Here is a 16,286-nt window from a genome sequence, read left to right as displayed (position 1 = left end):
ACGATGCTTTTTTTGTTTTAAAGCCTTAACTTCTTTTACAATCGGATTTTGTGCACTGCTTATATAGTTCATTTCCTCACCTCAAAATAAAATGTCCGGATTATTATATCAAAAAAGAGAGCCTATTAAAGCTCCCCTTTTATAATTTTATATTTTTATTTTTTATATTTTTTACTTCTATTATTTATCTTTATTTATATAGATTTATTTCTCTATTTATATATAGGTTTATTTTACAGCTTTAACTTTTTCGACCAACTGTGCAAAAGCATTTGCGTCATTTACAGCCATTTCAGCCAGCATCTTTCTATTTAAAGTAATACCGGATTTTTTAAGTCCGTTCATAAATTTGCTGTAGCTTAAGCCATTCATTCTTGCTGCTGCATTAATTCTTGTAATCCAAAGCTGTCTGAAATCTCTTTTTTTAGCTCTTCTATCCCTATAAGCATAAACCAGTGATTTCATTACTGCCTGGTTTGCAATTCTAAAATTCTTGCTTTTTGCACCAAAATAACCTTTTGCCAGCTTTAATATTTTTTTATGTCTAGCACGGGTTCTTACCCCACCTTTTACTCTCGCCATGGTCACACGCCTCCTTTTTTACTTGTATGGAATCAACTTTTTGATTACTGATGCATTTGCATCAGATGCAATTGTTGATTTCCTCAAGTTTCTTTTTCTTTTTGAAGTTTTCTTAGTCAAAATGTGACTTTTATAAGCTTTTGCTCTTTTCACTTTACCTGTACCTGTTAACTTGAATCTCTTCTTAGAAGAGCTGTGCGTCTTTATCTTAGGCATAAGATTTCCTCCTTAAATTCTATATTACTGTTTAGGATTAAGAATCATAAACATATTTCTACCTTCTAATTTAGGCTTTTTTTCAACAGTAGCAAATTCTTGAACTGCTTCCGCAAACTTCTCGAGTACCTGCTGTCCTAACGAGGTGTAGTTCATTTCTCTGCCTCTAAACTTGACACTGACCTTAACCTTGTCTCCATCCTTTAAAAACTTGACTGCATTCTTCAACTTAAAGTTAAAATCATGCTCTTCAATCGAAGCAGACAGCCTAACCTCTTTTATATTAATTACCTTTTGATTTTTACGAGCCTCTTTTTCCTTCTTGGCAAGCTCAAACATATACTTGCCGTAATCCATTATCCTGCACACAGGCGGTACAGCTTGAGGGGCTATCTTGACCAAATCCAGGTTCTTGGCATTCGCAAGTTTCTGTGCCTCTTTTGAAGACATAATACCTAACATTGTACCATCAGTATCAATCAATCTTACTTCCTTATCCCTTATTTGTTCGTTGATCATTAATTCGTTTTTGTTAATAAAAAACACCTCCGGGCTTTCGAGATTCGCGCTATTTTTTGTTATTTAATGCAAAAAGTGAATCATCGAAATGATCCACTTATACCTCACAACATTAATACATATACTGTAACCTGCGTACAGTAATTTTAAGTATTAACCCTACAAAACAAAATTTGCAAGGTGAGAAGTGGATAACTTCTTCTTTATTTTCGCTTTTTAAATATTATCAGATGATAAGTTATTTGTCAATAGTTTTAATAATATTTTTTATTAGTATTCTTTCGGACTTTCGTTTACATATTTCAAGCGGCTGTACCAAATATCGTTATACTCCTTTGGCTCGCTTAAAGAGACCGGTTTCCATCCTTCCATTTCATCTAAGTTTGGGAAATATCTGTCCGCAGGATACTCATTGCTAAATTTAGTGACATAGGCCTCGCAGCAATACGGCAACAACTGTGTGTACACCTCTTCTCCGCCTATGGCAAAAATATCATCGGAATTATACTTCTTAAGCTCACAAAAAAGTTCATCCATGGAGCGGCACACTATTATCTTGTCATTTTCAAAATCTCCACTCTTACTTAATATTATATTTACTCTATCCTTTAAAGGTTCTTTTCCGGGCAGCGATTCAAACGTCTTCCTTCCCATTACTACAACTTTGCCCAAAGTCATCTGCTTAAAAAATTTCATATCTTCAGGAATACGTTGAAGAAGATTACCCTTGTATCCAATTCCCCAGTTCAAGTCAACTGCAACAATAGCCTTCATCTTATCCTCCTCTTTAGACGGCAACAGGAATGTTTTTTATCTGAGGTCCAGCCTGATAGCCCTCCAGCACAAAATCTTCAACTTTAAAATCATAAAAATCTTTTTTCTCGGGATTAATCAATAATTTTGGAGCCGGATACGGAGTCCTTTGTATAAGCTCTTCTATAAGGGGTATATGCCTGTCATATATATGGCATCGGCAATAACATGCACAAACTCCCCAACTTCCAGATTGCAAACTTGGGCAAACATATGCACCAAAATTGCATATTGGGCCACATTCCAGTTATTTGCCACTAAAACATCCTGCGAACGCTGATTAAGTATTGCATTTAATTTCCTTCCTGTAACATTAAAAGTTATGCTGTATGCACAAGGATAAAGGTTCATTTCATGCAAGTCGCTATGGTTGTACATGTTGGCAATAATCCTTCTGCTGTAGGGATTGTGTTTTAAATCATAAATAATCCTGTCAACCTGGTCAAATTCCCCTTCGGAATATTTATGCTTAATACCTAATTGATAACCGTATGCTTTGCCTATTGACCCCTCTTCATCCGCCCAACTGTCCCAAATGTGGCTGTTGAGATCTTTTATGTTATTTGATTTTTTTTGCCATATCCAAAGTAATTCATCGATTGCAGCTTTCAGATTTGTGGGCCTTAACGTAAGAATCGGAAACTCTTCCGATAAATCATACCTGTTTACCACACCAAATTTCTTGATTGTATGGGCAGGTGTTCCATCATCCCATTTGGCTCTTACCGTTTCTCCTTCGGAAGACACTCCGTTTTCAAGAATATCTTTGCACATTTTAATAAAAATATCATCAGCTTTGCTCATAATAACTACCCTCGCTTATAATTAATCGTTTAATAATGGGACATATTATGCATTTTCTCTTCTAAATCCTTCTTTATTGAATTAATATCGACAATATAGACATAAATTTTACCGAAAAATTGCCTATGGATTAGAAAATACAAAGTATATTTTAACATATCCTGCTGTAAATGAGCCAGTATATTTATAATATAAGTCATAAAAAAGAAGACAAACTTGAGTTTGCCCTCTTTTTATAATTCAATTAATTTTCTTTGCTCTTTACAGCTTCAACAATCTTGTTGACAAAGTCTTCAAGAGGCATGGAGCCTAAATCTCCGTCTTTTCTCGACCTTACCGCAACAGCTCTGTTTTCCATTTCTCTGTCGCCAATTACAAGCATGTAAGGAACTTTTTCAAGCTGTGCTTCCCTGATTTTATAGCCGATTTTTTCATTTCTTAAATCAGTTTCAACCCTAATGCCTTTTTGTTCCAATACTTTCTTAATTTCAGCCACATACTCGTGCTGTTTTTCAACTATGGGCAGTATCTTGACCTGTACCGGCGAAAGCCATACAGGGAAAGCTCCTGCATAATGCTCAGTCAGGATGGCAATAAACCTTTCTATGCTGCCGAACACAACTCTATGAATCATAACAGGTCTGTGCTTTTCTCCATCCGGCCCTATATATGATAAATCAAATCTCTCCGGCATCTGGAAGTCGAGCTGTATTGTTCCGCACTGCCAAGTACGCCCAATGGAGTCCTCGAGGTGAAAGTCTATCTTAGGTCCATAGAATGCTCCGTCTCCTTCATTTATCTTATAATTTATTCCTTTCTGTTCAAGAGCACTCCTCAATGCATTTGTAGCCCTTTCCCAGTCTTCATCCGAACCCATGGAGTTTTCCGGCCTTGTGGACAGCTCAACATGGTATTTGAAGCCAAAAACCTTGTAGAAGTCATCAATCAAATTTATTACACCCAAAATTTCGCCTTCAATCTGATCCGGAGTCATAAATATGTGGGCATCGTCCTGGGTAAAGCATCTAACCCTCATCAATCCGTGCAAAGCTCCGGAAAGCTCATGTCTGTGGACCAGTCCAAGCTCAGCCATTCTTTGAGGCAAATCCCTGTAGGAGTGAAGCTTTCTTTTGTACACCAGCATACCTCCGGGACAGTTCATAGGTTTAATAGCAAAGTCTCCTTCATCTATTTTTGTAAAATACATATTCTCTTTGTAATGATCCCAATGCCCGGAACGGTGCCAGAGTTCTTCATTCAAAATTATCGGAGTCCTTATCTCTTGATACCCTGCCTTACTGTGTTCCTCTCTCCAATACTCTTCCAAAGCGTTTCTCAAAACCATACCCTTTGGCATAAAGAAAGGAAAACCGGGACCTTCTTCATAAATATCAAAGAGATCCAACTCTCTTCCAAGCTTCCGGTGGTCTCTCTTCTTTGCTTCCTCAATCCTTGTAATATATGCATCCAATTCACTTTTCTTATTGAAGGAAGTACCGTATATTCTCTGGAGCATTTTATTCTTTTCATTACCTCTCCAGTATGCCCCTGCAACCGACATCAGCTTAAAGGCTTTGACCTTGCCTGTGGATTCTATGTGAGGACCGGCACATAGATCAACAAATTCTCCCTGCTTGTAAAATGAAATTGTTTCGCCCTCAGGCAAATCTCGAATCAACTCAACCTTGTAGGGTTCGTTTTTCTCTTCCATAAACTTTATAGCTTCATCTCTCGGAAGAGTAAATCTTTCAAGCTTGTAGTCTTCCTTTATGATTTTTTGCATTTCATTTTCAATGTTCGTCAAATCTTCTACCGAAAAAGGTTTTTCCACATCAAAGTCATAGTAGAAACCGTTTTCTATTGAGGGTCCAATCGCAAGCTTGGCTTCAGGATACAGCCTTTTAACAGCTTGTGCCAGTATATGGGATGTGGTATGCCTGTAAGCATGCTTTCCACCATCATCATCAAAGGTCAGCAAGTTGAGGGTGCAATCATCCTCAAGCCGGTAGCTCAAATCTTTAACTTCGCCGTTTACCTCTCCTGAAATGGCAACCCGCGCGAGCCCTGCACTTATGCTCTCTGCCACTTCTTTGATTGTAATCCCTTTATTGTATTCCTTAACACTTCCATCTTTGAGCGTTACTTTAATCATAAAATACCTCCTTTATTCTAAATAAATAAAAGCTCGGGACATCGAGTCCCTTCGCTTTTGCCTCTTTCATTTTATTCCAAGAGCCTAAATAAAAAACTCTCATCCCTCAAAAGCAAGGGACGAGAGTTGTTTCTCCCGTGGTTCCACCCTAATTGTTACTCATTACGATTATAACGTAATCACCGTTTCAACTCCGAGGTGGTCTTCAACTGAAATTCCTTAAAGGTACTTGCAGCCATCGATACCTTCTCTCTAAAAGGAATCCCTCAGTCTACTCTTCTCTTCATTGTTGACATACAAATATAATTCATATTAAAAATAATTATATATTTTTATATTCTCAATGTCAACTGCAGAAAAAATATATAAAACTGCAACAATTGTTATATAATTTCCCGGAAATAATAAAAAAACATATTTTGTGGTATAATGTGGATTAGCATTAATTGGAGGGAACTATATATGCGGACAACCAGACTAAAAAAATTTAGAAAGCTAAGGCATCAAAAAATAAAAAAGTTTATCATATATACCTCATCCTGCCGACCACATTTGTTTTACTGGGTTATTTATTTACAACCATTATTATTATCCCTTTATGACGGGCAATAATTAAAAAAGCTGGCGAGTATGCCAGCTAATCGTTTATTTCTTTATAATACTTTCATTTCTTCCAATTGGAGTATCCAGTGCTTCATGGACAAAAAATTCCCTGACATTACCATCTATTAAAAACTGAACTTTATCTATCTCAGGAAGCTCTGTATACGAAGCAACAATGGAGTTAATGGTCATTAGTTCGGCGGCAGTTCCTCCTATATGATTTTCAACAAACTCTTTCGATAAATTCAATGTACAGATTCCATTCTCGGTTTTGACCGACAATAGTTGTGTGCCTTCCGGAATCACAGGATCCAACGCTTCTGACTCAGGCCCTTTTGCCAGCTCATCAAAAATTATTTTTTCAATACTGTCTCCTGCCTTTATTTCCACAGTCCTTGCTTCAGGAACCACCTTTTCTGCTTGAAAGTCACCGAAATACACCGTTACAGTCCTTGTTACGTCTTCCTCCGAGCCTTTCTCAGAATTAGGCTCTTGGATTACATTACCATTATTTTCGCTGCTTTGCTGTCCATTGCCGGATGTGCCCGTATTTGAACCTCCAAAAAAACTACATCCTGCAATAAATATAAGAATTGTCAAAGCTGCAATCGGTATTAAAATTCTTTTCATTAGTGCTCTTATCAGACTTTTCAAAAAAACTTAAGCCTGACAATCCACCCCCTTCGTTTTTTGGCATAAACAAACTTAATATAATTATACTTCATAATTGCACTTAACGTAAGACCATTTCAGTCAATCCAATAAATCCCACTTATTTTACCGTAATAAAATCTTTAATATTGTTGAATTTACTCTGACCTATCCCCGATACATTCATTATATCTTCTATTGCTTTAAAATCACCGTTTTGTTCACGATAGGCCACTATTTTTGCCGCAATGGAAGGGCCTATTCCCGGAAGAGAGTCAAGTTGATCCACAGTTGCAGTATTTATATTGATTTTCGTATCTGAAGTGCTATTATTTGCATTTTTGCTTTCATTCTCTCCGATTACGGCTCCACCGCTGTCTTTGGTAATGGTAATTCCTATAGCTGCCTCACTCTGATTATTCTGTCCCGAATTATTCTTTGAAGCAGCTGAGCCTGAGCTATTTTTCTCCGTCTTGCCGGAAACAGTTTTTGCCGAAGCGCCCTTACTTGAACTACTTCCCGAAGCAACACTTTTACCCACGGTATTACCTTCTGATGCAACGGCTTGCATACCGCCGCCTTCATCAGCATCCTGCTGTGCCCCTTCATTTTTGGACATAATCCTTATCATAACATTTTCTTGCAGCTCATATGCCAAGTTTATGTTCTCAATATCCGCATCTTGTGTTGGACCTCCGGCAAGTTCAATGGCATCCTGTATTATCTGCCCCTTTTTTATCGTAACCACACCGGGCTTGTTAACTTCTCCGACAACATACACCTTTATCTCTTCCACAGGCTCTTTATTTACATCGGAATTTTCGGAGGCTTTTTCTCCGTTAGTCTCTGCTTCTGCAGCATGTTGTTGGTCTTTTGCCCTGCTTATAATTATATCTCTATTATCGTTTGCAAGAAGAAAGCCCGTAACCGAAGTAGTCGCAAGCAATCCCAATATCATAAGTGCAACTACTCCTTTTTTCATACTTACTTCCTGATTTAGAAAGTCCCTTAACAAAAACATCCCTCCATCAATTAAGTACAGTTAAAATATAACTAACAGCATATAACCGGCATCTAGGTATTTATGGTTTTATGCTACATCTGATGCTACAATATGTAAAATACTTATTGCACTGTTTATTTATATAATAATTATTATACATAAAAATGCAAATGCTTGTTCCTTTATTTACCTACAGATTTTTTCACATACCTCTACTTTTTTCAACATTTTTTTGTTATACTTTAAATAATGTTGTTTTCTTTTTTTTACCATTGATAAAAACATCGTGATTAACTGGAGGCAATAATGAAAAAAATATTGTTATTTCTTGTTATGACAACCATTTTCTTTTCAAGTGTTGTAATGGTAAAAGCACAGCCATTGGATATTAATGCACGAGCATATATTTTGATAGATTCCAAAACCGGTCAGGTTCTTGCCGAATACAATCCTGATTTTAAAACATATCCCGCCAGCACTACCAAAATCATGACTGCAATATTGGCACTCGAACTTGGAGACCTCGATCAAATAATGACTGTTAATCAGTCTGCCATAGACGATATAGGCCCTGGCGGCATGCATATCGGTTTGCTGCCCGGAGAACAGTTAGAGCTAAGGTACTTGCTGGATGCTCTCTTGGTGAGATCCGCCAATGAGACTGCCTATGTTATTGCTGAAAATCTCTGCTCTTCCCGTCAGGAATTTTATAACCTTATGAACGAAAAGGCAAAAGAGCTTGGAGCCACCAACACAAATTTTTTAAACCCCTGCGGTATCGATAATGGAGAAAAGGGGAAAAATCATCTTACTACAGCAAGGGATCTTGCAAAAATATCACAGTATGCAATGACGATACCTCAATTTAGGGAAATTGTTCAAAAAACCATTATCAAAATACCTCCTACAAACAAGCATTCAGAAGAGGTTATCGTCGGAACTACCAACAGATTGCTGCTTTACGAAAAATCAAGATACAAGTCGGAATATTTTTCCAAAGTTACCGGCATAAAGACCGGTTATACCGACAGAGCCTGAACAATCTTGTTTCTTCTGCCATAAACGATGAAGGAACAGAATTGATTGCCGTAGTCCTTGGTGTGGAAAATTACGATATGGTATTCGAATATTCCAAAAGGCTGTTGGAATACGGGTTCAAAAACTATTCTATTCAGCCTGTTATAGCACCAAATTCGTATATAACTTCCGTACCTGTTTCCAACGCTTCCGGCAATCACAATCTGGATATTTTAGCATCGCCGGATGGTCTGGAATGTTTATTGCCCAACAACTCCAAAAATACTGATTATGAAATTGAAAGATATATTATGGAAAACATAGAGGCTCCGGTAAAAAAAGGAGATGTTCTCGGTTTTATCGAAGTCAAAAGAAACGGCATAACCATCGGCAAAGTAGATGCTGTTGCTTCAAGGAATGTTGAGAAACTTCAGCCTTCAGAGGAGCCTCAAAGCGTAATTATAAAAACAGTAGCCGATCCTGTTTTTAAAAAAGTTACAACTGGAGCATTAATTTTCATGTTGATGTTCCTTATGCTCAGATTTACCCTACGTAGAATTTCACGAAGTCTTCGTTCAAAAGACAAAAAAATATTCCGGCCTTAATATAATTATAATATAAGTATAATTATAAAGTATTTCTATGATTAACAAAACTTTTTTTTTAATTTGCTTTGTAAAAAAATCGTTACAAAGCTCTTATTTTAATGTATAATTTATATGTCAAATTTCAAGGGACTAAATATTTCTTACTGTATTTAGCCCTAAAGGAGTGGTATTTTGTGAAAACTTCACCGGTTTTCGAAGTAAGAGCAATTAAAAACTTAAGAGACATGATCGAACAAAGCAGCCAGCTATTTGCCGACAAAAATGCTTTTTATGTTAAAACAAAAGATAATTCATATAGAGGAATCACTTTTTCCGAGTTCAAGAATGATATTGACTCTTTCGGAACTGCCTTGCTTGAATTGGGCCTGGACAAAGGCTTTGTTGCCGTTATAGGCGAAAACAGGTACGAATGGTGCGTAACCTATCTTGCAACTGTAAACGGCGTTGGGGTAATTATACCTTTAGACAAAGAGCTTCCTATTGCCGAACTGGAAAATCTTTTAAGACAGTCCACTGCCAATGTCGTTGTCTACTCGGGTAAATTTCACGAAGGAATTAAAGAAATGTCCCCTCGCTTGAGCAACGTCAAATACTTTATCAACATGAGTGCAGATAAAGACGAAGATGAGAAGTTTATATCTTTTTGGTCTCTTCTTGAAAAAGGAAAGAAACTTTTGGAATCAGGTAAAAAAGACTACCTTAATGCGCCCATAGATGAAACTTCGATGAGTGCAATGATTTTTACTTCCGGAACAACAGACCATGCTAAAGCCGTCATGCTGTCCCATAAAAATATCTGTTCAAATATAATGTCCGTTTCAGCTTCTGTTCGTATGGACAGCAATGACTCAGTGCTTTCAATACTGCCCCTGCACCATACCTATGAGTGTACTGCAGGCTTTCTTACCATGATATACAATGGAGCAACAATAACCTTCAATGAGGGTCTAAAACATATAGGCAAAAATCTTAAAGAGGCACAGCGACAATCCTCATTCTGGTGCCTCTTATTTTGGAAAGCATGTACAATAAAATATGGGAACAGGCTTCAAAAAACAAAAGCCTTAAATTCAAACTGAAAGCCGGACTTTTCATCAGCAATTTACTGTACAAGGGTTTGAAAATTGACATACGCAGAAAGCTTTTTAAATCTATAATCGATAACGTTGGCGGTAAATTGAGACTGGTCATTTCAGGTGCCGCAGCACTTGATCCCGATGTGGCAAGGGGGTTTGAAGCTATGGGCGTAGAAGTACTTCAGGGATATGGTCTCACTGAAGCTTCGCCGATAGTTTCGGTAAATCGGGATAAGCTGTATAGGCATGATTCTGTAGGTCTTCCCCTTCCCGGGCTCGAGGTTGAGATTAATAACCCTGATAAAGACGGACTTGGTGAAATAATAGTTAAAGGTGACAGCGTAATGCTTGGTTATTACAATAATGAAGCTGCTACCAACGCAGTGCTTAAAGACGGATGGCTCTATACCGGAGACCTTGGACGCATGGACGAAACAGGCTTCATTTATATTACCGGACGCAAGAAGAATATTATAGTAACCAAAACCGGCAAAAATATCTTCCCTGAGGAAGTTGAAGCCTATATTAACAAAAGTCCGTATATCAAGGAGTCTTTAGTCTCGGGAAGAGAAAACGATAAAAACGACGAAACAATAGTAGTAGCCCAAATTGTACCGGATATTGATGCAATTAAAGCAAAACTCAAAATAGATACGGAACCGTCCCCTGAAGAGGTTTACAACCTTATTAAGTCAGAGATTAGGTCGATAAACAAGAACATGCCGGTTTATAAAAGAGTTGTTGATATAACCATTCGTGAAAATGAATTTGCCAAGACATCCTCAAAGAAGATTAAACGATATCTTGAGAAAACTCGCGTATAAATTGGATGTAGATAAATTGAAAGCCTCAGTAAAGATACTACCTTTATACTGAGGCTTTTATTTTCTTCTTATAACACAAATCTTAAAAATTTAAGTCCACGGTAAATCTACCTGTTAAATTTCAAACTATAAATTCCTGCCTTCTTTTTAAATTTCATGCTTGTTAAAATCTAAATCTTTATCAAATCATTCTGATAATTATAACAAGTCAATTAGTCTTTCTACAACTGAAAAATAAAAAATTGAACATAAAGTCTGATCATTTTTGCATTCAAACTTTAGAACCAAATCGGAGGTTGTTATATGAATTCAAAAGATATTGCTGCCAAAAGCCGTATGGAATCTGATAGTTTTGCATTAAAATGTATGAAGTTCTGTTTTATTTTTTCAATAATTGACTTTTTCATTGTAGAAATAAATAAAAAATGGAATGCAGATGCTGGAGATTGGTTAATTGCCTTATCGGGAATAGCAGCACTAATTCCGATTCTATATTATAAATTCTCAAAAGATAAGAAGAACTTTGTTGCTGTTTTACTGATTTCGGCAGAGCTTATTTCCATTGGATTATACGTAAGCTCATGGGTTTACGCAGCACCGGCACTGATATTTCCATTCGTTTTTGGAGCATTGTACTATGACTCAAAGATGCTAAAGAAAATAATGCTTATTAAAATTCCAGTTTTAATAGCCATGTCGATTTTTCTTTATTTTTTGTATAACGGAACTATGATAGAAGATGATGTTATATTTACAAAGACATTGGCCATAGGCTCAACTGAGTATTATCTGATACAGCTAATGGCCTACGGTTATATATTTATGTATATAGCAAAGAAAACCCATAGTGTATTAAACAGTGCGCTAGAGCAAGGCGAAAACAGCGATGCTTTGCTGAACAAGGTTATGGAGAATGCCGAAAATATTAATAAAAATATTAATGCTTTGTATTCTTATATCCATCAAAGCCGTGATTCACTAACAGCTATTTCAGAGTCAGCATGCTCTATTTCATCCAAATCAGAGGCAATGGCAAATAAAGCTGAGGAAAGCCAAAATTATATAAATGAGATTGAGACACATATAGAGAAAACCATGGAACATTCTAATATAATAACAAAGCTGACAGAATCTATGAGTGAAATTACAGAAAAGAACCAGAATAATATTGAATATATTGTTAAAAATGTAAATAAAATCAACACTTCCAATCAAGAAACCATCAAGCAATTTGAATATATCAGCCTGAATAATGAATTGATAAATGAAGCACTGCAGGTTATTAACAGTGTATCCGACCAAACCAATCTATTGGCATTAAATGCTTCTATCGAAGCTGCCAGAGCTGGAGAAGCAGGAAAAGCTTTGCAGTTGTAGCTACAGAAATCAGGAGCTTGCAGACCAATCCACTGCATCCGCCAAAAATATTACCGATATTCTTTATAAAATGAGCGAAGGAACCGAGCAATCCTTAGAAGCAATTAATCTAACACAAACTAATATATATGATACCCTTAAACTTTTGGAAAACACTAAAGGGGATTTTGCAAAAATGTACAGCTGTCAGAATTCTGTAATAGATGAAATAATGCAATCTGAAAAACTTATTAAGAAATTGGAAGAGCACATCCAAGCTATTAAATCTGTTATGGGACAAACTCTGTCCGAATTTGAGGCGACTTCATCGGGAATATCTGAAATTTCCGATGTTTTGGAAAAACTCAACCAATCTTTCCAAGCCATTTCCGATTTAGCTAAAGATGTTCAGACAAGTTCAAATAAATTAATAGAATCGTAATAACAAAATACGGACAGGCAGGTTCAGACAAACCTGCCTTTACTATGGTCATATGTTTCAGAAGTTAACTATGTATCTTCACTTGGTTTTGCTATATGCCATGCGTAAATTCGCTCGAAATTCATTCGTCCCAATATCATTTTTATCAAAAACACGTCGGTCCTTATATTTACCGATACCAACAATCCGAATACTACCTCCACCTTTTCTATTTGGCCAAACTGTAACTATGTTTTTACGATCCGGTCCGTGAGAAATCGCCTCGAAAATATAAGCACTGTCTCCTCTCTTTTTACATTGGTATTCTCTTCCGAGATAAATATTCAATTGAGCAAGTTCATCAATAATTATTTCAACCAACTTTGGGTATGAAGTATGATTTTCAGAACTAAATTCACCCATCATTTCTCCCTCCTATTTGTTTATTATATTTATCGGTTTTTGCTAATTTTTCTTAACTATTACTTCTCTACTCTAGTTTTACTTCTGCTAATACTGTCATACATAAGCCAAATGACTTATTATAATGAACAATATGACATTTTAAGCAAACCAAAAATCCATACAAGGCAAGTCAATCAGAAATGATGTGTTGTGTAAAGCGAATGCGAAATATCTTTAAATAAATAAAGAGCTATTCACATGAAGCAGGAAAATTCATTGAGCAATCCCACTGCATATAAATAGCTCTACAATTTACTAATCAAACCTTATTTCACAACAATATTAACCAGCTTGCCCGGAACGGAAATAACCTTTACAACATTTTTTCCGGATATTTCAGCCTTAATCTTTTCACTTTCCAAAGCCCTTTCCTCAACCTGCTCTTTCGTGAGATCCGACGGTATTACAATCTTGTCTCTCACCTTTCCGTTTATCTGAAGCACAATTTCAATTTCATCCCTGATAAGAGCAGCCGGGTCAAACGAAGGCCACTTCTGCTCATGCACACTGCTTTCCTTTCCAACTACCGACCACAGTTCTTCAGCAGCATGAGGAATAAAGGGAGCCAGCATAATTATCAATTTTTCAACAGAATCCTTGATAAGAGCCTTATTCTTGCTGTCATCAGCCACTTTATCCTTATAATAATACAAGGAATTTACCAGCTCCATAATAGCACTAATAGCAGTGTTAAAGTTGAATCTCAAGCTGATATCATCCGTAACACGCTTTAATGTGTTGTTCAGCATATACCAAAGCTCTTTGTCCTCCTTGGTAAACACGGAAGTATCAATGCCCGCGCCTTCCTTTATCGCACAACTAAACTCATTTACTATTCTCCATACCCTGTTGATAAATCTGTAGCAGCCTTCAACTCCCTGGTCGCTCCATTCCAAATCCTTTTCCGGTGGAGATGCAAAGAGTATAAACAACCTTGCTGTGTCGGCACCGTATTTTTCAATTATCTCTTCAGGCTTACGACATTACCCAGAGATTTCGACATCTTGGCGCCATCCTTCAGCACCATTCCTTGGGTCAGAAGGTTTGTAAAGGGCTCATCATAATCTACATATCCCAAATCATAAAGAACTTTCATAAAGAATCTGGAATATAAAAGGTGCAAAATTGCATGTTCAACACCGCCTATGTATTGGTCAACAGGCAGCCAATACCTTATATTTTCCTTGTCAAAAGGAGCTTTATCGTTACATGGGTCACAATACCTAAGGTAATACCATGAAGAACATACAAAGGTGTCCATGGTATCCAATTCTCTTTTTCCCGTCTTACCGCATTTCGGACAAGGAGCAGATATGAAGGTCTCACTTGTGGCAAGTGGCGATTCCCCAACACCTGAGAACTTAATATCTGTCGGCAGAATAACCGGCAAATCCTCTTCGGGAACAGGCACAGCCCCGCAATCATCACAGTAAATTATCGGTATAGGCGCACCCCAGTACCTCTGTCTGGAAATAAGCCAGTCTCTAAGCCTGAAGTTTACCTTTCTTTCACCATAGCCCTTTTGCTCAATATAATCAATTATCTTTCCGATAGCCTCATCGCTTCTTACACCGTTGAACTCTCCGGAGTTAACGAGATAACCTATATCTACAAAGGCTTCTGTCATTTTTGACGGATCAAGCTCTTGTCCTTCCGGCTGAATTACAACTTTAACCGGCAAATTGTACTTCTTTGCAAACTCAAAGTCTCTTTGGTCGTGAGAAGGAACTGCCATAACAACACCGGTTCCGTATCTGCGAGAACATAATTGGCAAGGTATAAAGGAACTCTGTCACCGTTTAACGGATTAATGACATACCTTCCTGTAAATACACCTTCCTTTTCAACATCGTTTGAAGTCCTGTCTATTTCATTCAAATACATCATTTTACTTATAAACTCATTGCATACCTGTTCTTGTTCGGTACCTTTAATCAATTCTTTTACAACAGGATGCTCCGGCGCAATTACCATATAGGTCACACCATATATGGTGTCAGGTCTTGTAGTATACACCCTGACTGACTTATCCATTCCGTCCACTTTAAAATCAACTTCAACGCCTTCACTTCTGCCAATCCAGTTTTGCTGCATAATCTTAACTTTGTCAGGCCAGCCCTTGAGCTTTTCAATATCGTCCAAAAGTCTTTGGGCATAATCGGTTATCTTAAAGAACCACTGCTCGAGGTCTTTTTTTCCAACCACCGACTTACAACGCTCACAGGCTCCGTTTACAACCTGCTCATTGGCAAGAACCGTTGCACAGGACGGACACCAGTTTACATAAGATTTTTTCTTATACGCCAGACCGTTCTTATAAAGTTGAAGGAACATCCATTGAGTCCACTTGTAGTAATCGGGATGACAAGTAGCAACCTCTCTATCCCAATCATAACTAATACCCAGTTCTTTAAGCTGCCTTCTCATATTGTCGATATTGGACCATGTCCAATCATTGGGATGGACACCCCTCTTAATAGCGGCATTCTCAGCAGGCAAACCGAATGAATCCCATCCCATGGGATGAAGTACATTAAAGCCGTTCATTTTTTTGAACCTTGCTACCACATCTCCTATGGAATAATTCCTTACATGACCCATGTGAAGATTTCCAGAGGGATAGGGAAACATCTCAAGCACATAATACTTCTTTTTATTTTCGTCTTCTTTTGCAGAAAAAGATTTGTCATCCAGCCACTTTTTCTGCCACTTCTTTTCAATGTCCATAAAATTATAATGCATAAAACAACCTCCAGATCCGATTAGCAATCGATAAAATTATATCAAAACTCCAAAAAACGTCCTATAAATGGAGTCCTTTTGCATCTACTTATAAAAAATACAGATGGATTTTCCTCTCACTGTCTGTGCTTCATTACTCCATCAGACCACAGTCTTTCAAGGTTATAAAATCCCCTGTCCTCTTCATGGAAAATGTGAAGCACCACATCTCCATAATCCACTAATATCCACCTTGCACTATTATAGCCTTCCTTATGCAAAGGTTCTATGCCAGCCTCTTGCATTTTTTCTTCCACTTCATCGGCAAGAGCCTTATATGCGTTGTGGATGTACCGCTGCATATTATAAAATAATCTGCGAGAATAGATATTTCCCTTATGTCAATGGTGTTCAAATCCTTGGCCTTTTTTTCCTCCAATATACTCACAATCTTT

At 37.2% G+C, this 16,286-nt stretch carries 12 protein-coding genes and 4 pseudogenes; 5 read left to right on the top strand and 11 right to left on the bottom strand.

The genetic code is table 11. The annotated features are described in order from the left end of the window. Positions 1 to 228: 228 nt before the first annotated feature. The 8 genes and pseudogenes from rplT to JCM21531_RS15260 all read right to left on the bottom strand — a co-directional run bounded on the left by rplT (position 229) and on the right by JCM21531_RS15260 (position 7,355). Positions 229 to 582, bottom strand: a complete 354-nt coding sequence (gene rplT / locus JCM21531_RS15295; RefSeq protein ID WP_038291146.1) for a 50S ribosomal protein L20 — start codon at positions 580 to 582, stop codon at positions 229 to 231. A gap of 18 nt (positions 583 to 600) precedes the next feature. Then, positions 601 to 798, bottom strand: coding sequence for a 50S ribosomal protein L35 (gene rpmI / locus JCM21531_RS15290; RefSeq protein ID WP_038291145.1), 198 nt, complete (start codon positions 796 to 798; stop codon positions 601 to 603). A gap of 24 nt (positions 799 to 822) precedes the next feature. Beyond that, a complete protein-coding gene (gene infC / locus JCM21531_RS15285; protein WP_038291144.1) occupies positions 823 to 1,317 on the bottom strand; it encodes a translation initiation factor IF-3 in 495 nt (164 codons plus the stop codon). Between the two features lie 270 nt (positions 1,318 to 1,587). Further along, entirely contained in the window at positions 1,588 to 2,091 is a 504-nt protein-coding gene (locus tag JCM21531_RS15280) for a dihydrofolate reductase (RefSeq protein ID WP_038291143.1), read from the bottom strand. A gap of 13 nt (positions 2,092 to 2,104) precedes the next feature. Beyond that, positions 2,105 to 2,934 (bottom strand): annotated as a pseudogene (thyA, locus tag JCM21531_RS15275) (thymidylate synthase). A gap of 244 nt (positions 2,935 to 3,178) precedes the next feature. Further along, a complete protein-coding gene (gene thrS / locus JCM21531_RS15270) occupies positions 3,179 to 5,086 on the bottom strand; it encodes a threonine--tRNA ligase (RefSeq protein ID WP_038291141.1) in 1,908 nt (635 codons plus the stop codon). Between the two features lie 645 nt (positions 5,087 to 5,731). Continuing rightward, positions 5,732 to 6,343 (bottom strand): GerMN domain-containing protein, encoded by a 612-nt coding sequence (locus JCM21531_RS15265; protein ID WP_243467805.1) that lies wholly within the window; start codon positions 6,341 to 6,343, stop codon positions 5,732 to 5,734. Positions 6,344 to 6,461: 118 nt separating this feature from the next. Beyond that, entirely contained in the window at positions 6,462 to 7,355 is an 894-nt protein-coding gene (locus JCM21531_RS15260) for a ComEA family DNA-binding protein (protein ID WP_038291140.1), read from the bottom strand. A gap of 294 nt (positions 7,356 to 7,649) precedes the next feature. Here JCM21531_RS15260 and JCM21531_RS22850 point away from each other — a divergent pair, with 294 nt between their 5' ends. The 5 genes and pseudogenes from JCM21531_RS22850 (at position 7,650) to JCM21531_RS22835 (ending at position 12,666) form a co-directional block, all read left to right on the top strand. Continuing rightward, a complete protein-coding gene (locus JCM21531_RS22850) occupies positions 7,650 to 8,381 on the top strand; it encodes a D-alanyl-D-alanine carboxypeptidase family protein (RefSeq protein ID WP_243467804.1) in 732 nt (243 codons plus the stop codon). A gap of 41 nt (positions 8,382 to 8,422) precedes the next feature. Further along, positions 8,423 to 8,965 (top strand): hypothetical protein, encoded by a 543-nt coding sequence (locus tag JCM21531_RS22845; RefSeq protein WP_243467803.1) that lies wholly within the window; start codon positions 8,423 to 8,425, stop codon positions 8,963 to 8,965. 176 nt (positions 8,966 to 9,141) lie between these two features. Beyond that, positions 9,142 to 10,868 (top strand): annotated as a pseudogene (locus JCM21531_RS15250) (AMP-dependent synthetase/ligase). A 303-nt stretch (positions 10,869 to 11,171) separates the two neighbouring features. Next, positions 11,172 to 12,245: a methyl-accepting chemotaxis protein gene (locus tag JCM21531_RS22840; RefSeq protein WP_243467802.1), complete on the top strand. Its 1,074-nt coding sequence runs from the start codon at positions 11,172 to 11,174 to the stop codon at positions 12,243 to 12,245. Further along, positions 12,190 to 12,666, top strand: coding sequence for a methyl-accepting chemotaxis protein (locus tag JCM21531_RS22835; protein ID WP_243467801.1), 477 nt, complete (start codon positions 12,190 to 12,192; stop codon positions 12,664 to 12,666). Before JCM21531_RS22840 ends, JCM21531_RS22835 begins: the two co-directional genes overlap by 56 nt. Before the next feature lie 78 nt (positions 12,667 to 12,744). Here the strand turns inward: JCM21531_RS22835 and JCM21531_RS15235 are convergent, their stop codons facing one another. The 3 genes and pseudogenes from JCM21531_RS15235 to rsfS form a co-directional block, all read right to left on the bottom strand. Next, the gene (locus tag JCM21531_RS15235; protein ID WP_131464537.1) at positions 12,745 to 13,071 is read right to left on the bottom strand and encodes a hypothetical protein; all 327 of its coding nucleotides are present in this window, start codon (positions 13,069 to 13,071) and stop codon (positions 12,745 to 12,747) included. A gap of 305 nt (positions 13,072 to 13,376) precedes the next feature. Next, positions 13,377 to 15,852: pseudogene (gene leuS, locus JCM21531_RS15230) on the bottom strand (leucine--tRNA ligase). A gap of 116 nt (positions 15,853 to 15,968) precedes the next feature. Next, a pseudogene (rsfS, locus tag JCM21531_RS15225) lies at positions 15,969 to 16,286 on the bottom strand (ribosome silencing factor); the annotation flags it as partial.

It is taken from the genome of Acetivibrio straminisolvens JCM 21531 (assembly GCF_000521465.1).
Lineage (GTDB): Bacteria > Bacillota > Clostridia > Acetivibrionales > Acetivibrionaceae > Hungateiclostridium > Hungateiclostridium straminisolvens.
Note: the sequence above shows the minus strand (reverse complement) of the source record. Positions and strands in the feature narration are given on the sequence as shown.